General features: G+C 66.6%; 15 protein-coding genes and 1 tRNA gene. 5 read left to right on the forward strand and 11 right to left on the reverse strand.

Annotated features, from left to right (window positions below; translation table 11 throughout):
- Positions 1-184 precede the first annotated feature (184 nt).
- The 7 genes from ACQVBX_RS10885 to grxD all read right to left on the reverse strand — a co-directional run bounded on the left by ACQVBX_RS10885 (position 185) and on the right by grxD (position 8995).
- A tRNA-Asn gene (locus ACQVBX_RS10885) sits at positions 185-261 on the reverse strand.
- A 62-nt stretch (positions 262-323) separates the two neighbouring features.
- A complete protein-coding gene (gene ppnN, locus ACQVBX_RS10890) occupies positions 324-1724 on the reverse strand; it encodes a nucleotide 5'-monophosphate nucleosidase PpnN (RefSeq protein ID WP_431634094.1) in 1401 nt (466 codons plus the stop codon).
- Positions 1725-1877: 153 nt separating this feature from the next.
- Positions 1878-5168, reverse strand: a complete 3291-nt coding sequence (locus ACQVBX_RS10895; protein WP_431634095.1) for a TonB-dependent receptor — start codon at positions 5166-5168, stop codon at positions 1878-1880.
- 283 nt (positions 5169-5451) lie between these two features.
- Positions 5452-7167, reverse strand: coding sequence for a GNAT family N-acyltransferase (locus tag ACQVBX_RS10900; protein WP_431634096.1), 1716 nt, complete (start codon positions 7165-7167; stop codon positions 5452-5454).
- Between the two features lie 76 nt (positions 7168-7243).
- A complete protein-coding gene (locus ACQVBX_RS10905) occupies positions 7244-7843 on the reverse strand; it encodes a YhgN family NAAT transporter (protein WP_431634097.1) in 600 nt (199 codons plus the stop codon).
- A 67-nt stretch (positions 7844-7910) separates the two neighbouring features.
- The gene (locus tag ACQVBX_RS10910; protein WP_431634098.1) at positions 7911-8672 is read right to left on the reverse strand and encodes an SDR family NAD(P)-dependent oxidoreductase; all 762 of its coding nucleotides are present in this window, start codon (positions 8670-8672) and stop codon (positions 7911-7913) included.
- Positions 8669-8995: a Grx4 family monothiol glutaredoxin gene (grxD, locus tag ACQVBX_RS10915; RefSeq protein ID WP_431638162.1), complete on the reverse strand. Its 327-nt coding sequence runs from the start codon at positions 8993-8995 to the stop codon at positions 8669-8671. The genes ACQVBX_RS10910 and grxD overlap by 4 nt, the downstream gene beginning before the upstream one ends.
- 120 nt (positions 8996-9115) lie before the next feature.
- On the opposite strand from grxD, the gene sodB reads away from it, so the two are divergent.
- Complete coding sequence (gene sodB / locus ACQVBX_RS10920; RefSeq protein WP_431634099.1) at positions 9116-9694, forward strand: superoxide dismutase [Fe]; 579 nt, start codon at positions 9116-9118, stop codon at positions 9692-9694.
- A 77-nt stretch (positions 9695-9771) separates the two neighbouring features.
- On the opposite strand, the gene ACQVBX_RS10925 is transcribed toward sodB, so the two are convergent.
- Complete coding sequence (locus tag ACQVBX_RS10925; RefSeq protein ID WP_431634100.1) at positions 9772-10929, reverse strand: 5-(carboxyamino)imidazole ribonucleotide synthase; 1158 nt, start codon at positions 10927-10929, stop codon at positions 9772-9774.
- Positions 10926-11429, reverse strand: a complete 504-nt coding sequence (gene purE / locus ACQVBX_RS10930) for a 5-(carboxyamino)imidazole ribonucleotide mutase (protein WP_431634101.1) — start codon at positions 11427-11429, stop codon at positions 10926-10928. Before purE ends, ACQVBX_RS10925 begins: the two co-directional genes overlap by 4 nt.
- Before the next feature lie 61 nt (positions 11430-11490).
- On the opposite strand from purE, the gene ACQVBX_RS10935 reads away from it, so the two are divergent.
- The 4 genes from ACQVBX_RS10935 (at position 11491) to ACQVBX_RS10950 (ending at position 15525) form a co-directional block, all read left to right on the forward strand.
- The gene (locus tag ACQVBX_RS10935; protein WP_431634102.1) at positions 11491-11760 is read left to right on the forward strand and encodes a Trm112 family protein; all 270 of its coding nucleotides are present in this window, start codon (positions 11491-11493) and stop codon (positions 11758-11760) included.
- A gap of 113 nt (positions 11761-11873) precedes the next feature.
- Entirely contained in the window at positions 11874-14174 is a 2301-nt protein-coding gene (locus tag ACQVBX_RS10940) for a DUF1631 domain-containing protein (protein WP_431634103.1), read from the forward strand.
- Positions 14171-15028: a carboxylating nicotinate-nucleotide diphosphorylase gene (gene nadC, locus ACQVBX_RS10945; RefSeq protein ID WP_431634104.1), complete on the forward strand. Its 858-nt coding sequence runs from the start codon at positions 14171-14173 to the stop codon at positions 15026-15028. Before ACQVBX_RS10940 ends, nadC begins: the two co-directional genes overlap by 4 nt.
- A gap of 53 nt (positions 15029-15081) precedes the next feature.
- Positions 15082-15525 (forward strand): DUF3301 domain-containing protein, encoded by a 444-nt coding sequence (locus ACQVBX_RS10950; protein ID WP_431634105.1) that lies wholly within the window; start codon positions 15082-15084, stop codon positions 15523-15525.
- A 54-nt stretch (positions 15526-15579) separates the two neighbouring features.
- Here ACQVBX_RS10950 and ACQVBX_RS10955 read toward each other — a convergent pair whose 3' ends face one another.
- Both ACQVBX_RS10955 and ACQVBX_RS10960 read right to left on the reverse strand, forming a co-directional pair.
- A complete protein-coding gene (locus tag ACQVBX_RS10955) occupies positions 15580-16035 on the reverse strand; it encodes a ClpXP protease specificity-enhancing factor (RefSeq protein ID WP_431634106.1) in 456 nt (151 codons plus the stop codon).
- Between the two features lie 2 nt (positions 16036-16037).
- Positions 16038-16661, reverse strand: coding sequence for a glutathione S-transferase N-terminal domain-containing protein (locus tag ACQVBX_RS10960; RefSeq protein ID WP_431634107.1), 624 nt, complete (start codon positions 16659-16661; stop codon positions 16038-16040).
- Between the last annotated feature and the right edge of the window lie 13 nt (positions 16662-16674).

Consider the following 16674-nt stretch of genomic DNA (forward strand, 5'->3'; position numbering starts at 1 on the left):
CGCGGACACCGATTTTCGGTGAACTGCCGCCCGCCGAATACCGTCAACTAGCCGCCAGCGGTTCTACTTTTGAAATGTCTGCTTGACGGGGGAGCTTACGTGTCCGGCAGGCCATAATTTACACAGCAATTTACACAAGGCCCAAATGAAAAGGCCCTGCATCGCTGCAAGGCCTTGTCAGATATGGCGCCCGAAGTTGGACTCGAACCAACGACCCCCTGATTAACAGTCAAGTGCTCTAACCAGCTGAGCTATTCGGGCGTGAGCTGCGTAGTTTGTCGAGGGAGACCCGGGCTGTCAAGACGCTGCCGGGTGCTTTTCGATCAGGCCGAGCGCACCCGATAGCAGGGCACGTAAGCCGTGCCGCCGGGCAGCTTCATGCGGTGCTGCGCGACGAATGCCTGCAGCAGCTCGTCGAGCGAACGCATGATGTCGGCCTCACCATCGATGTCGAACGGGCCGTGCTGCTCGATGGCACGCACCCCCTCTTCCTTCACGTTGCCCGCGACGATGCCGGAAAACGCCCGGCGCAAATCCGCCGCCAGTTCGTGGCGCGGACGCTCGCGATGGATTGCCAGCGAACGCATCGCCTCGTGGGTCGGCCGGAACGGCACCTGGAAGGCGAACGGGATGTTGAGCGCCCAGTTGAAGAAGAACGCGTCCTTGTTGTCCAGGCGGTGGTTGCGCACCTTGTCTACGCCCTTGACCATCGCCCGCGCCACCGCCGCCGGATCGTCCACCACGATCTGGTAGTGCTGCGCCACTTCCTCGCCCAGCGTCAGCCGCAGGAAGCGGTCGATCTGCTCGAAGTAGGCGGCCGACTGCCGCGGCCCGGTGAAGATCAGCGGGAACGGCACGCCGGCGTTGTCCGGGTGCAGCAGGATGCCCAGCAGATAGAGGATTTCCTCCGCCGTGCCCACGCCGCCGGGGAACACGATGATCCCGTGACCCATGCGTACGAAGGCCTCCAGGCGCTTCTCGATGTCCGGCATGATCACCAGCTGGTTGACGATCGGGTTTGGCGACTCGGCCGCGATGATGCCCGGCTCGGTGATGCCGATGTAACGGTTGTTGCGCCGGCGCTGCTTGGCGTGAGCGATGGTCGCGCCCTTCATCGGTCCCTTCATCGCGCCCGGGCCGCAACCCGTGCAGATGTCCATGCCGCGCAGACCGAGCTGGTAGCCGACCTGCTTGGTGTACTCGTACTCGTCGCGCGAGATCGAATGGCCGCCCCAGCACACCACCAGGTTGGGATCGATCTGCGGTTTGAGGATGCGCGCGTTACGCAGGATCTCGAACACGGCGTGGGTCAGACCCACGGTGTCGTCGAGGTCGAAACCGCCCTGCTCCAGCTGGGTCGACACGTAGACGATATCGCGCACCACGGCGACCAGCAGCTCGTTGATGCCGCGGATGATCTGGCCGTCCACGAAGGCCTGGGCGGGTGCGTGCGTGAGCTCAATCTTGATGCCGCGATCCTGCTGCAGCACCTGGATGTCGAACTCGGGGTACTGCTCGAACATCGAGCGCGGGTCGTCGCTCATGCTGCCCGAGGTCAGCACGGCCAAGGCGCAGCGTCGCAGCAGCGCATGCATGCCCGAACCGCTGGCATCGCGCAACCGCGCCACTTCGTTGCGCGAAAGAATGTCCAGGCCACCGGCGGGCGAAATGCGCGCGCTGACGGTGGGGGCCTTGCCGACAACGCCGGCGTGAATCTCGTTCATCCGCAAACTCTCCTGCCGCTGACGACCCACTGCCTCATGCAGCGCCGTGGCGGACCGCCAAGCATCCCCCGCCGCCATGTCACGGTCAAGGCAGAAAAAAACCGGCGCCCTCACAGGCGCCGGTTCGAACTACATCAAAAACCAATGGCTTGTTTAGAACGTGTACTTCACCGTCAGCAGCACCGACCAGCGCTGGGCGAGGTCGTCGCCCGAGTTGGCATACGTCGGAATCGCCTTCGGCGCGTAGCCACCGTTGGCACCGGTGTAGTTCGCCGACGAGATGTCGTAGATGTACTTGCCGGTGACCGGATCGACGCCGTAGTAGTCGGCCAGGGAGCGGCCGCCCGGGAAGTCGACGCGATGCTCGATGCCCCAGTGCTTGTTCAGCAGATTGGTGAAGTTATAGACGTCCAGTCGGACGATGCCCTTGTTGCCCTTGAAGATGCCCGGGATTTCCTGGCTGAAGCTCAGGTCGATCTGGTTGATCCAGCCTGCGCGGTCGCCGTTGCGGCCGGCGATCTGGCCCTGGTGATCCTTCAGGTAGTCGTTCTGCTGGATGTAGGCGTAGAAGCTGTCGATCTTCTGCTGACTCACGTTGCCGCGGAACTCGACGTCACCCGGATGCGGGATGTAGACGAGGTCGTTGACGTAGCCGTCGCCATTGGCGTCGTTGCCGAAGGCCCAGCTGTACGGCGCGGCGTTGTGGCCGTCGTACATGATGCTGGCGCTGGTGGCGTAGTCACCGAAGAAGCGGTGCTGCCAGTTAAGGCTGGCCAGTACACGACGCGGGATTGAGTAGTTGGACGGGCTCGCCTTGTTTTCGTTCGGGTTGGTGACGAAGTTGTACTTGTAGTTCGACGTCGCCACGCTGGACGTGCCCGGGTTGACCTCGGTGGCACGGCTCCAGGTGAAGCCGATCATGCCGGACCAGTCTTCCGAGAACGGCTTCTTCAGCGACAGGGCGAGGCTGTCGGCCTTGCCGCGGCTGGTGTTGGCCAGGTTGATCACGTCGTTGAAGGCCGGGTTGGCGTTGGTACGCGTGAAGTTGCCCTTGGCCTTCGGATCCAGCGCGAGGCTGTTGTAGAAGCTCTCGCGGCCGTCCGGCAGGATGCCGCTCGGCGCACCCAGGTTCAGGTGCTGGTACAGGATCGCGTCGCGCTGCTTGATGTGCTCATAGTCGACGGTCGCGATCAGGCCCCACCACGGCAGCTCCTTGTCGAAGCCCAGCGAGAACTTCCAGGCGCTCGGCATGCGGAAACCCGGCTCGACGGTATTCACCGTCATCTTGCCGGCGGTCAGCACGCCGTCATTCTGGTTGTACGGATCGGCACTGAAGGCCGGCGCGTTGGCGCCGGAGCAGGTCTTCGACGAGTTACCGCAGACGAACTGGGTCTGCGTCACGCCCGAGTTGGAGAAGATGTTGCCCACCCACACGTTCGGCGGATTGGCAATGAACAGGCCCGCACCACCGCGCAGCTGGGTCAGGTGCTCGGTGTCGAAGGTATAGTTGAACGACATGCGCGGCTGCACCACGCGGTTGCCGTTGATGGTGGTCTGGTTGGTGCGACCGAATCCACCAGTAGCCGCACCGTTGGTGCCCACGCCCGGCGCCTGGGCGAAGGTCGCGTTGTACAGCGGCTTGTCGCTCATCAGCGGGATGTCCACGCGCACGCCGTACTGCACCGACAGGTTGTTGGTGACCTGCCAGGTATCCTGCAGGAACACGCCCCACTGCTTGATGCCGTAGTTGGCCGCGACGTCGCCGAGGCCCAGACCGTTGGCCGGACGGTTGTAGTAATAGCTGTAGTAGTTACCTGCCAGGAAGTTCTGCAGGCCGGTCATGCCGTTACCGTCTTCGAACGTGTAGCTGCCGTACGCGTTCTGCATGAACAGGTTGTAGAACTTGTCGCGCTCGAAATCGAAACCACCCTTGAGGGTATGGTCACCGGCGTAATAGGTGCCGGCCCAGGCGAAGTTCAGCGTGCTGGTCTTGAGCACGTTGGCCTGGCTGGAGTACTCGGTGCCGAACTCGACTGCCGGACCACCATAAGCTACCGGGTACACCGTGACGTCCGGGCTGGCCACGCCATTGTACGGGCCACGCAGCTGGTCGAAGCTCGCATAGGACAGCGTGGTGTCGGTGGAGAAGTTCTCCGACCAGTCATCGTAGAAGTGCAGCGCGTAGCTCTTGCTGTTGACGTTGGTGGTGTACCAGCCGCTGTTCAGCACGAGTTTGGTGCTCGACCCGGTGATGACCGGCTTGGTCTCCTTGGTCTGGCTGTAGGTGAAGCTCGCGCGATGATTGTCGGTGATGTTCCAGTCGATCTTGCCGAGGTAGCGCTTGTCCTGCAGGTTCGAGTTGCCGCCGCCGTACGTGCCCGGGTCAGGCAAGCCGAGCGACTTGGCCGCATCGACCACCTGCTGCACCTGAGAGGAGGTCAGGCCGGCGATCGGCGAGGAGGCGCTGGAGTCCTGCGGGCCATACGGGCTGCCCGCGGCAACCTTGGTGCTCTTCTCGGCTGACAGGAAGAAGAACAGCTTGTCCTTGATGATCGGGCCACCGACGGTGGCGCCACCGGTCCACTGGCGATCGAATGCGGTGTACTTACGGTCGATCTCGTTCTTGCCGATCATGTTCTGGTTCTGGAATACGTAGTAGACCGAACCGTGGAAGTCGTTGGTACCGCTCTTGGTGACGGCGTTGACGTTGGCACCGACGCCGCGGCGGATCGCCGTGTCGTAGTTGGCCGTGGAGATGTTGTATTCCTCGATCGTGTCCTGCGAGATCGGCGTGGCCAGGGTCGGCAGGCCGTTCGCGTTCAGGCCGAACGGATCGTTCGCGCTGACCGAATCGACAGTGATGTTGTTGTAGCGGCTGTTCTGACCGATCGCGGAGAACTCGCCACGCTCGCGGTCGGTGATCACGATGCGCGGGTCGAGGCGCACGATGTTCTGGATCGATCGATCGGGGGTCGGAGTAGCCTCAATCTCTCGGCGCGAGACGTTCGTGGAAATTCCCTTATTGTCAGGACTGAACGTCTGCGCCAGCGTGCTGGCCGAAACGGTCACGCCGCCCAGCTCGGTGGCCTGCTGAGCAGAGGCCGTGGTCATCGTGACGTTGATCGCCGATTCTTGACCCAGTTGCAGGTAAACGTTGTTCTGGTCGGCCTCGGTACCGTCCTTGCTGACTTTCACATCGAACGGACCACCCACGCGCAGGCCCTGCGCGGCATAGCGACCACTGGCATCCGTCGTCACCACCTTGGTGGTGCCCGAGGGCTCGTGCACGATTTGCACAGTGGCATTGGCGACCGGCTGGCCGCCGGCATCAAGCACGCGGCCACTGATGGAGGACGACGTGTCCTGCGCGAAGGCCGGTGCCGACACAGCCAGCAACGACGCGATGGCAAACGGCAGGACTTTGGAGCGGATTCGACTGTTCATTCGGTATCGACCCTTTGGTTCGCAACGGAAATCGGCGGGCGAAAAAAAGCAAGAACGTACGAATGCCCGGCGGCAGCCAGGCTTCAAGGACGACGGTGCTTTTCCCCGGTTTTTTTGTGGTGCTGGTGTCGGAGACACGGGTTGCGGCGGGTCCACCCCACCTGCCAACTGATTGTTAAACCGACTTTAACGGTAGTGTATGACAGTTTTGCAACGAATTCACTGCACGCGCCGGAAGCCCCGCCCTGAGGCGGGGCGCATCGACAAGCGATACAGCCCCCGGCTAGGCCTTGCCGAGGTAACGGGCCCGTTTGGCGGGCTTGAGGTTGGCCAGATCGAGCATCACCAGGCCATCGACGCAGCCGGAGAAGCCCGGATCCTCGCCGAAATCGAGGAACTGCACGCCCTGGGGCTCGACCAGGTCTACGTACTGGCGATAGAGCACGGGCAGACTGACACCCAGCGCATCGAGGTGATGCTTGAGCTTGCCCAGCCCCTCGGCCGGCTCCAGCCCCGCCAGCGCCTCGCGCACCATGCTCACCACATCGGGGGAGACCACGAACGGCTGCCGCGCCGCCGCCAGTCCCGGCTGACCGAAGTAGTGCTGATGGGCCGCCGCAATCCACTCGCGCGCCTCACGCGGCAGGTTCACCGACATGCTTACCGGACCGAACAGGTAGCGCAGCTCACGATGACGTTGCAGATACAGGCCGATGCCCTGCCATAGCTGATCGAGCGCGCGCGACTTCCAGTACGCCGGCGCAATGAAGCTGCGGCCCAGCTCCAGACCCTGCGCCAGTCGCGATTCCAGCGCCGGCGAGTAATTGAACAGGCTGGAGGTGTAGAGCGCCGCCATGCCGCGCTCGGCAATGATTCGCCCGCCGTGCCCGAAGCGATACGAGCCGACGATGCGCAACGCCTTGGGGTCCCACAGCACCAGGTGCTCGTAATACGCGTCGTAGGCGTCGAGGTCGCGGCGAGCGCCGGTTCCCTCGCCCACCTTGCGGAAGGTCAGCTCGCGCAGGCGACCGATCTCACGCAACACCGCACTGTCGGGCGAGCCTTGCAGCAGCAGAACCTGCTTGCCGTCGGCGAGGTCCGCCAGCTTTTCCGCCTCGGCCGCCAGTCCGGCCACCACGCGCTCGGTCGGCTCCGGGTGGGCCAGCGGCGCCTGGCCGCCGAAGATCAGGCCGCGGTGGCGGCCGACCCGGTAGACATGGCGACGCATGAGCTTGGCCGCCTGCGCCGGATCGCCGCCGCTGCGCTGCTCCAGCTCCTCGGCGCCCACCAGCGCACCCACGCTGAAACCGATGCGCTGCTGTCGCGCCGGGGTCACCGCCTCGCGCGGCAGCATGGCGGTGGACAGCGGCTTGGCGAACATGGACACGCCGTAGAACATCGCCGAATTGCGCGCGGCGACATGGATCGGCAACACCGGCGCCTTGCTGCGCAGGGCCAGGCGCGCAAAACCATCGGACCACGCCCCGTCACGCAGGCCACCGGCCCCCAGCCGCGACACCTCGCCGGCCGGAAACACGATCAGCGCCTCGCCGTTGTCCAGGGCGCGATAGATGTTGCGCATCTTCGATGCCGCGCCCTTGCCGAACACGTCCACCGGGAGCAGCAGCGGACGCAGCGGCTCGACCAGCGCCAGCCAGTCGTTGCCAAGAATGCGGACATCCGGCCGCACTGACCCGACCAGGTGCAGCAGCGCCAGCGCGTCGACCATGCCCAGCGGATGGTTGGCCACCACCAGCACCGGCCCATCGACCGGGATGTTTTCCCGCTCGCGGGGATTGATGCGATAGCTGGCGCCCAAGGTGTCCAGCGTGCGGTCGACGAAATCGAGGCCGCGGACATCGCCCACGGCCCTCAGGACGCGATTGAACCCCGCCTCGTCGGCGAGGCGCCCGAGCATGCCAGCGACCGGACGGCGGATACGCGGGTGCTGAGCGAGCCACGGCAGGCGCTCGACGAGGCTTTTATCGATGCTGAGCATGACCGTCTCCCTGGAGTGCCTGCATGCTGGCGCCCAATTATGACAGCCGCTCGACGGCCCGGCCGACGGCAGGATTTCAAACAGTCAGGTGCAGGTAAGCCGCCACGCCGCCCAGGAACATCTGCACCGACAGGGCGATCAGCAGCATGCCCATCACCCGCTCCAGCGCCGTGAGCACGCTCTCGCCCAGCCACCGGAACAGGTAGGTGGAACTGAGCAGGATCACCGAGGTGGCCAGCCAGGCCAGTACCAGAGCCATCGCCCAGTCCGCGGTGCGGCCGGGCTGGGTGTTCGTCAGCAACAGCAGCGCGGCCATCGCCGAGGGGCCGGCCACGCCGGGAATCGCCATTGGCACGATGAACGGCTCGCCCTGCCCCGGCTTGCCGAAGATGCCGCCGCCGTCGGCCGGCGGGAACACCATGCGGATGCCGATCAGGAACAGCACGATGCCGCCGGCGATGCTGATCGATTCCTGCCGCAACTGCAGCGCCTTGAGGATCAGCTGGCCGCCGACCAGGAACCCCAGCAGCACGCCCAGCGCGATGAGCAGCTCGCGCACCATCACCACGCGCCGGCGGCGCGGCGGCACGTCCTTGAGCAGGCTCAGGAAGAACGGGATGTTGCCCAGCGGATCCATGATCAGGAACAGCAGGATTCCCGCCGACAGGGTGGTCATCTGCGCTTCCATGGATACAGCCCCTGTGTGTTGGTGAAACGCCCCGCAAGGCGCGATGTACGGCCGGTCAGGCCTTGCGCAGATCCAGCACCGCACCGCGCGCCGCGGCGCCCTGCGGGCTGAGCAGGTAGACCACTGCCTCGGCCGCGGCATCCGGCGGCGGATGGCGGAACGTGTCCTCGCCGAAGTACGCCTCACGCCGCAGCGCGGTGCGCATCGGCCCCGGCAACAGGCACTGCACGCGCACGCTGCCACGGTCGTTTTCCTGATGCAGGATCTCGGCCATACGCTCCAGCGCCGCCTTGGAGGCGCCGTAGGCACCCCAGTGCGCCCGCGCCAGCAGCTCCGGATCGTCCAGCACGAACACCACGGCGCTGTCCGGCGACTTCGCGAGCAGCGGCAGGCACGCCTGGGTAAGCGCGAACGGCGCGGACACGTTCACGTGCATCGCGCGCAGGAACTGGTCGGGCTTGTGCATGGCCAGCGGCGTGAGGCCGGGAAAACTCACCGCGGCGTGCACGATGCCGTCGAGCCGGCCGAGGTCGCGCTCGATGCCGTCGGCAAGCACTTCATAGTCGGCCGGCGTGGCGCTCTCGATGTCCATCGGGTGGATCACCGGTTCGGGCAGATGCTCTTGCAGCATCGCGTCGTACAGCTGCTCCAGCTGACGTTTGCGGCGCCCCGTGATGATCACCGTGGCGCCGGCCCGTGCCGCCGCCTTCGCCGTCGCGGTCCCCAGGCCGCCGCAGGCACCGGTGACCAGCACCACGCGTTCGGCCAGCGCGCCGGCAGGCACCGGCGCGTACTCGTTCACGCGCAGCATGGTCATCCGTGCAGCGCCCCAAGCACGTCGCTGGCCATGCGCTCCAGTTCACCGGCCGCGTGCAGGTCTTCGATGATGTCGCAGCCGCCGATCAACTCGCCCTGGATGAACAACTGCGGGAAGGTCGGCCAGTTGGCGTAGTGCGGCAGCGCGGCGCGGATTTCCGGATCGGCCAGGACGTTCACCGCGTGGAACGATGCTCCCGCCGCCTTCAGCGCCTGCACGGCCCGGCTGGAGAAGCCGCACATCGGGAACTGCGGCGTGCCCTTCATGAAGAGCACTATGGCGTGCTCGGCGAGCACCGCCTTGATTCGTTCGTTGACGTCCATAGCTCGGGTATTCATCACTACAATGCAGGCAAGCCGCTAGTGTATCAGCCGCTTCCCCGGCGCCGCTCGGGCGCGGACCCAAGCCCATTCCCCTCTCAGCCAACGTCAAGGAGCCAAGTCATGGCGATCGAACTGCCCGCCCTGCCCTACGAAAAGAATGCCCTCGAGCCGCATATCTCCGCCGAGACGCTGGAGTACCACTACGGCAAGCACCACCAGGCCTACGTCACCAACCTCAACAACCTGATCAAGGGCACCGAGTTCGAGGACGCGCCCCTGGAAGACATCGTGAAGAAGTCCTCCGGTGGCGTGTTCAACAACGCCGCCCAGGTGTGGAACCACACCTTCTACTGGAACTCGATGAAGCCCAACGGCGGCGGCGAGCCGAGCGGCAAGCTGGCCGACGCAATCACCAAGGCGTTCGGCTCGTTCGAGAAGTTCAGGGAAGAGTTCACCAAGTCGGCCACCGGCAACTTCGGTTCGGGCTGGACCTGGCTGGTGCAGCGTCCGGACGGCTCGCTGGGCATCGTCAACACCTCCAATGCCGCCACGCCGATCACCGGCAGCGACAAGCCGCTGTTCACCGCCGACGTGTGGGAGCACGCCTACTACATCGACTACCGCAACGCCCGCCCGAAGTACCTGGAGGCGTTCTGGAACCTGGTGAACTGGGACTTCGCGGCCAAGAACCTGGCCTGATTTCGCTATCACCCATGAAAAAGCGGAGCCGTCACCGGCTCCGCTTTTTTTGTGCCCGCCGTTCGCTGGCGCCCGGATCAGTCGCCGAAGGCACCACGCACGGCCGCCACCGGCTGCTCCCAGCCGATCACCTGGGCCAGCGCCTCGGCCCGCTCCACCAGTGTCGCGGCATCCGGCGCGCACACCGTCGCATGACCGACCTTGCGACCCGGCCGCGCCTGCTTGCCGTAGTCGTGCCAGTGGCCGTCGACGGTGCGCAGCACCGGAGCGGGGTCGGGCAGCTCGCCGATCCAGTTGAACATCAGCGATGCACCGCGCGCGCCGGTGTCGCCCAACGGCAGGCCAAGCACGGCACGGACGTGGTTCTCGAACTGGCTGGTGTGGGCGCCTTCAATGGTCCAGTGCCCGGAGTTGTGTACGCGCGGCGCCATCTCATTGCCGAGCAGCTCGCCGTCCTTCACGAACAGCTCCAGCGCGAACACGCCGACGTAGTCGAGCCGTTCTGCGAGCGTGCGCGCCAGCGTGGTGGCGCGCGGTTGCAGCGCGTCGATATCCGGCGCCGGCGCTAGGCTCAGGCTAAGCACGCCATCGGTGTGCCAGTTGCGGGTGAGCGGCCAGGTACGGAAATCGCCATCGCGGCCGCGTACCGCCAACACCGAAAGCTCGCGCTCGAACGGCACGAAGGCTTCAAGGATCAGGCCGTGCGCGGCCGCCTGTGCGCCCAGCGCCGCCCACGCTGCGTCGGCGTCCTCTGCGGTGCGCAGACGGAACTGGCCCTTGCCGTCGTAACCCAGCCGCCGCGTCTTGAGGATCGCCGGGGCACCGGTGACGGCCAGCGCGCGATCGAGGTCGGCACGGGTGTCGACCGGCACGAACTCCGGCGTCGCGAGGCCGCAATCACGGAACAGGGTCTTCTCCGCCAGGCGATCCTGGGCCACCGCCAATGCGCGGGGGTTCGGGAACACCGCCACGCGCTCGGCCAGCCAGTGCGCCGTGTCGGCCGGCACGTTCTCGAAATCGAAGGTCACCGCGTCGACCTTGCGTGCGAATTCGCCCAGGGCGGCCTGGTCGTGCCAATCGGCCACCACCAGCGGGGCGACCTGCCCGGCACAGGCGTCCGCGGTGCCATCGACCACCAGCGTCTGCACGCCGAGCGGCGCGCCGGCGATCGCCAGCATGCGCGCCAGTTGCCCGCCACCGAGAATGCCCAGAACCGGCTGTCGACGCTCGCTCATGCGCGCGGATCCGGGTTGTCGAGCACGTTGCGGGTCTGACGCGCGCGGTAACCGTCCAGCGCCTGCGCCAGGGCGGGATCGTGCAAGGCCAGCACGGCGCAGGCGAGCAGCGCAGCGTTCACCGCGCCGGCCCGGCCGATCGCCAGCGTTCCCACCGGAATGCCCGCAGGCATCTGCGCGATCGACAGCAGCGAGTCCATGCCGTTGAGCGCCTTGGACTGCACCGGCACACCAAATACGGGAACACGGGTCTTGGCGGCGAGCATGCCCGGCAGATGCGCTGCGCCGCCGGCCCCGGCGACGATCACCTGGATGCCGCGATCCACCGCCTGTTCGGCGTACTGGAACAGCAGGTCGGGCGTGCGATGGGCCGAGACCACCTGCACTTCATGGGCCACGCCAAGCTCGGCGAGCAGCTCGGCGGCATGCTGCATGGTCTCCCAGTCCGAGCGGGAGCCCATGACCACGCCAACGCGCGGCGGCAATGCAGTTGTCGTCATGGCTGGACCGTCCAAAAGCCGCTATTGTAAGGGCTTTCCCCGGCACCGACACCCCGCATCCATGGACAAGCGCCTGCTCGACATCCTCTGTTGCCCGGTCAGCAAAACGCCGGTTCGGCCCGCGTCGCGGACGGAGCTGGAGGCCGCCAACCGGTCCATCGGGGCGGGCACGCTGCAGACGGTGGGCGGCCAGACCGTGACCGCCCGGATCGACGAGGCGCTGATCACCGTCGACGGCAAGGTGATCTATCGGGTCGAGGACGGCATTCCGGTCATGCTGCCCGAGGAAGGGATCGGCACCCTGCAGTTGGGCGATCTGCCGGCGGCCTGAGCCCAAAACTGTTGCCCAGCGCATGACATGACGGCCGATTTCGGCTTATTGTCTGCTCTCGTGCGGCCGTTGCGGTCGCTGATGTCCAGGGGGCCTCGCCTCGGGGGGCGGCGATGAAAGACGCCATCGAACCAAGCAAGATCGTCAACCTCAACCAGCGCCCGGAATCGCCCGAGCGCCTGGGCGGACTGTTGCACTCGGTGCGCGACATGGCCAGCCGGCGCCTGCAGGCGCTGCTCGGCAACATGTTCGAGCACGTCGATGACGCCCTGTTCGACCTGGCCGAAAAGGCGGAAAACAACGCCGCGCAAATGCATTACTTCGACGGCATGCGCGAAGTGCGCAAGCGCCGGCCGGCCGTCGAGCGCACCTACCTGGCCCAGTTCAGTCGCGAACTGACCGAGTTCGCCGCCAACCGGCGTTCGGCGGTGGCCGAACCGGCGTCTCCCTCACTGGGCAGCATCGAGCTGAGCCTGGTCGGCGAGAACGAGCTCGAGGAATCGCTCGCCATCACCAGCATGATCAGCAAGAACGAGTCGCGCATCACCCGCGACCTGTTCGCGTTGAACCAGCGCCTGTCCGTCATCTGCGGCGGCATCAAGGTGGACGACGCCACCAATCCGGTCGGGCCGACCGTCCTGACCCAGACCTTCCGCCAGGCGATGCGCGAACTGTCGGCAGACATGCGCGTCAAGCTGATCATCTACAAGCTGTTCGATCGGTACGTGCTGTCGGGCTTGGAAGAGCTCTATCAGGAGCTCAACACCGAGCTGGTGCGGGCCGGCGTCCTGCCGCAGCTGCGCCACGGCGTGGTCCGCGGCACCTCGCCCGCGGCTGCGGGCAACCGCCCGGGCGCGGCCGGCGGTGCCGCCCAGAGCGGCGGCGAAGTCTCGGCCGAAGACGCGGGCAATCTGCTCAATACCCTGCATGCACTGTTCACGGCGCGTCGCGGTGGCCACGAGTCAGCCGGCGGCGGCAGCGCCGGGCCGCAGGCCATTCCCACCGCGAACGAGCTGCTCGGCGCCCTCAGCGTGCTACAGAACCAGCTGGCCAGTCAGGGGCTGTTCGCGCCCGGCGCGGGCAGCGCCAGCGCGAACCCGGGCGTGGCGACCGACCTCGACATCGCTCACGAGGTCGCCACGCTCAAGGAGCATCTGCTCAACCAGATCGGATCGCTGCGCGGCGAGCGCCCGCACCATGTCTCGTCGATCGACGAGGACACCATCGACCTGGTCGGCATGCTCTTCGAGTTCATCCTCGAAGACCGCAATCTCCCGCCGCAGATGCAGGTGCTGCTGGCCCGGCTGCAGATTCCCTATCTCAAGGCGGCGATCCTCGACCGCCGCCTGTTCGCGCATCGGCAGCATCCGGCCCGCCGCCTGCTCGACAGCCTCGCCGATGTGGCCAAGGGCTGGTCGGACGAGTCGGACAAGGACCGCCGGCTGCACGACAAGGTCAAGACGATCGTCGAGCAGTTGCTGCACGAGTTCGACGACGACATGGGCATCTTCGACCGCCTGCTGGCCGATCTGCAGGAGTTCCAGGAACTGACCCGCAAGCGCGCGGAGCTGGCCGAACAACGTGTGGCCGAATCCACCCGCGGTCGCGAAAAGCTCGAGCAGGCGCGTCGCCGCGCCGCTCGCGAAATTCTGGAGCGTATCGACGGCAAGCCGATTCCTCCGCTGGTCCATGGCGTGCTCGCACGAGCCTGGGCGAACTATCTGGTGCTCATCCTGCTGCGGCAGGGCGAGGACTCGCCGGAGTTCGCCGACGGCCTGCGCTTCGTCAACGAATTCGTTGCAAGCACCCGTCTGGGCAACGACGAAGAAAGCCGCGCCACGCTGCGCCAGATGCTCCCGGGCATCGAGCGCGCCCTGCGCCGCGGGCTGGCCAACGTCGCGTTCCAGGAAAACGACGTCGAGCGGCTGCTCGATCAGCTGCACGCCTACTACCGCCTCCAGCTCGGGGAAGCCGGTCCGGCTGCCGCCGTGGCATCCGAACAGACGCCGCCGGCGATTCCCGAGAGCATCCAGTCGATCGTCGACACGGTGCAGGAAGGCGCGCCCATGCCGGCCGACCAGCCGGACGAGCCGCTGGAGATCCTGCCGCCGGAGGTGCTGGCCCAGATGGAAGCGGTCGGCGCCATGAAGCCCGGCACCTGGATCGAGTTCTGCCCCGCCGATGGCCCGGCCGAGCGTGCCAAGCTGTCGTGGATCAGCCCAATGAGCGGCCGCTACCTGTTCGTGAACCGGCGCGGCCTCAAGGTGGGCGATTTTGCGCCGCAGGAGCTGGCCGCCTCGCTGGCCGGCGGCAGCGCCCGGGTGCTGGCCTCCAACGCGTTCTTCGACCGCGCCATGGATGCCATCGTGGGCCGGCTCAGCCAGCCCGCCAGTGATGCGCCGGAGCGCGGATGAGTCAGGGCGACCGTTTTTCCCCGCCGCCCGCCGAGCTGATCGATCTTGATGTGGCACGCGCCTTCGCCGAAGACATCGGCGCGGGCGACGCCACGGCGGATCTGCTGCCTGCTGCGGCCCACGCCACCGCGGTGCTCACCTGCCGTGAGCAGGCCGTGCTGGCGGGAACGCCTTGGTTCGACGCCTGTTTCCGACGACTCGACCCCGATGTGCGTATCGAGTGGCGACACTGCGATGGCGACACGATGGCGGCGGATACGGCGGTCTGCACCCTGCACGGGCAGGCTCGTGCGTTGGTGACCGCGGAACGCTCCGCGCTCAACTTCCTGCAACTGCTGTCCGGCACGGCCACGGTGACCGCCCGGTACGTCGCAGCCCTGGCCGGCACCGCCACGCGGCTGCTCGACACCCGCAAGACCGTCCCGGGGCTGCGCCTGGCCCAGAAGTATGCGGTTCGCTGCGGCGGTGGCTGGAACCACCGCATCGGCCTGTACGACGGCGTGCTGATCAAGGAAAACCACATTCTGGCGGCCGGCGGCATCGCCGCGGCCGTGGCCGCCGGGCGCCGCATGCACCCCTCCCTGCCGCTGGAGGTAGAGGTGGAGAACCTCGACGAGCTGGCCCAGGCGCTGGAAGCCGGGGCCGACCGCATCATGATCGACAACTTCGATCTGCCGATGATGCGCGAAGCCGTGCGGATTACTGCCAGGCGGGCCTCGCTCGAGGTCTCGGGCAACGTCGACCTCGATACCATCAGCGCCATCGGCCACACCGGCGTCGATTTCGTGTCCGTGGGTGCACTGACCAAGCACGTGCGCGCCATCGACCTGTCGCTGCGCCTGCGCCTGGACTGAGCCGGGGCCGGGCTCCCCTTGCGAAGCCCCGGCACCGCACACACACTGCCGACATGGGCAATCTGCGCGACCTTCTCCTCCTGCTCGTCCTCGGTGGCATCGTCGCCGCCTGGATGAAGCTCTCCCGCGCACGCGAACTGGCTGTCGCCGCAGCGCGGCGGCACTGCGAGCTGCACGGGCTGCAACTGCTGGACGAGACGGTAGGCTTGCGCGCCCTCAGGCTGCGCCGCCTCGATGGCCATCGACGACTGGAGCGCGGCTACGGCTTCGACGTCAGCGTGGATGGCGACGACCGCGAACAAGGCCGCGTGTGGATGATCGGACAGCGCGTGAGTGGCCTCAGCCTGCCGACGGTGCACTGGCTGGTGGGCGGCAGCGGGGAATCGCCCCTGCCGCCGCGCACGATGGACCAGGCTCCGCTGGGAACCACCAGCGCCACCGGCGCCAACGTGGTGCCGCTGCGCCGTCGATTGCCGGACGATCGAGCGCAGCCCTGACCAGACCGGACCGCGGCGCACCCCGACGAACCTGCCTCGGCCGCAGGATCTGCCTTACTTGACGACGCGCAGGTGTGGCGCGCCGCGCTTGGGCCGGTCGCCGTCGGCACCGCCTTCCGCGCCCCCGGGCGGCTCGCCGCCGTCGGTGGGCGGTGGCGGTACGTCTCCACCATCGCCTTCCTCGGCGGGAAACATCATGCCCTGCCCGTTTTCCTGGGCGTACAGCGCGAGCACCGCCGAAACCGGGATCAGGATGGACTGGCTGACCCCGGAGAAGCGGGCCTGGAAGCTGATCCACTCGTTGCCGAGGTCGAGGTTCGCCACAGCACGCATCGCCAGGTTGAGCACCACCTGACCGTTCTTGATCACCTGCGGCGGCACGCGCACGCCCTCGCGCGCCGCGTCGACGAGGATGTACGGCGTCAGGTTGTTATCGGTGATCCAGTCGTAGATCGCCCGCAGCAGGTACGGGCGATTGGAGGTCATCGCGGGGGTGTCGTCGTGGGCCATCGTCAGGGCCGCATCGCCTTTTCCTCAGCGGTCAGGCTGCGTGCGTAGCCCTGGCTGTGGAACAGGCGCTCGCCGTAATCGAGGATCGGACGCCCCTCCTTGCCCAGATCCACGCCCAGCCACGGCAGGCGCCACACCACCGGCGCCACCAGGCAGTCCGCCAGGCTCATCTCCGGATTGAGGAAGAACTTGGCGGCCTTGAACAGCGGCAGCGAGGCGAGCAACTGCTCGCGCAGGCGCTTGCGCGCCGCGTCGGCCGGCCGGCCGCCGGCGCGGATGATGTCCACTTCCGGCAACCAGTCGCGCTCGATGCGCACGGCAGCCAGACGCAGCCGCGCCCGCGAAAGCGGATCGATCGGCATCAACGGGGGATGCGGATAGCGTTCGTCGAGGTACTCGCAGACGACCGAGGTGTCGTACAGGGTGAGATCGCGATCCACCAGGGTCGGCGTGGTCGCATAGGGATTCAGGTCGACGAGGTCTTCCGGCGGCTTGCCAGGCTCCACCATCGCGCGTTCGTAGCTCACGCCCTTGGCGGCGAGCAGGAGGCGCACCCGGTGACACTGGATGTCATCGGCGGTGGTGTACAGAGTGAGCACCGTACGCGAGCGGGCGCTTTGAACCATGCGCAATCTCCCC

The organism is Dyella thailandensis, assembly GCF_050749815.1.
GTDB lineage: Bacteria > Pseudomonadota > Gammaproteobacteria > Xanthomonadales > Rhodanobacteraceae > Dyella_A.

Excerpts from the sequence above, each read along its gene's own strand:
- purE (WP_431634101.1), bottom strand. The coding sequence starts at position 11,429 with ATGACGACAACTGCATTGCCGCCGCGCGTTGGCGTGGTCATGGGCTCC.
- ACQVBX_RS10900 (WP_431634096.1), bottom strand. The coding sequence starts at position 7,167 with ATGCTCAGCATCGATAAAAGCCTCGTCGAGCGCCTGCCGTGGCTCGCT.
- grxD (WP_431638162.1), bottom strand. The coding sequence starts at position 8,995 with ATGGACGTCAACGAACGAATCAAGGCGGTGCTCGCCGAGCACGCCATA.
- ACQVBX_RS10910 (WP_431634098.1), bottom strand. The coding sequence starts at position 8,672 with ATGACCATGCTGCGCGTGAACGAGTACGCGCCGGTGCCTGCCGGCGCG.
- ACQVBX_RS10925 (WP_431634100.1), bottom strand. The coding sequence starts at position 10,929 with ATGAGCGAGCGTCGACAGCCGGTTCTGGGCATTCTCGGTGGCGGGCAA.
- ACQVBX_RS10895 (WP_431634095.1), bottom strand. The coding sequence starts at position 5,168 with ATGAACAGTCGAATCCGCTCCAAAGTCCTGCCGTTTGCCATCGCGTCG.
- ACQVBX_RS10960 (WP_431634107.1), bottom strand. The coding sequence starts at position 16,661 with ATGGTTCAAAGCGCCCGCTCGCGTACGGTGCTCACTCTGTACACCACC.
- ACQVBX_RS10940 (WP_431634103.1), top strand. The coding sequence starts at position 11,874 with ATGAAAGACGCCATCGAACCAAGCAAGATCGTCAACCTCAACCAGCGC.
- ACQVBX_RS10905 (WP_431634097.1), bottom strand. The coding sequence starts at position 7,843 with ATGACCACCCTGTCGGCGGGAATCCTGCTGTTCCTGATCATGGATCCG.
- ACQVBX_RS10955 (WP_431634106.1), bottom strand. The coding sequence starts at position 16,035 with ATGGCCCACGACGACACCCCCGCGATGACCTCCAATCGCCCGTACCTG.
- sodB (WP_431634099.1), top strand. The coding sequence starts at position 9,116 with ATGGCGATCGAACTGCCCGCCCTGCCCTACGAAAAGAATGCCCTCGAG.
- nadC (WP_431634104.1), top strand. The coding sequence starts at position 14,171 with ATGAGTCAGGGCGACCGTTTTTCCCCGCCGCCCGCCGAGCTGATCGAT.
- ppnN (WP_431634094.1), bottom strand. The coding sequence starts at position 1,724 with ATGAACGAGATTCACGCCGGCGTTGTCGGCAAGGCCCCCACCGTCAGC.
- ACQVBX_RS10950 (WP_431634105.1), top strand. The coding sequence starts at position 15,082 with ATGGGCAATCTGCGCGACCTTCTCCTCCTGCTCGTCCTCGGTGGCATC.
- ACQVBX_RS10935 (WP_431634102.1), top strand. The coding sequence starts at position 11,491 with ATGGACAAGCGCCTGCTCGACATCCTCTGTTGCCCGGTCAGCAAAACG.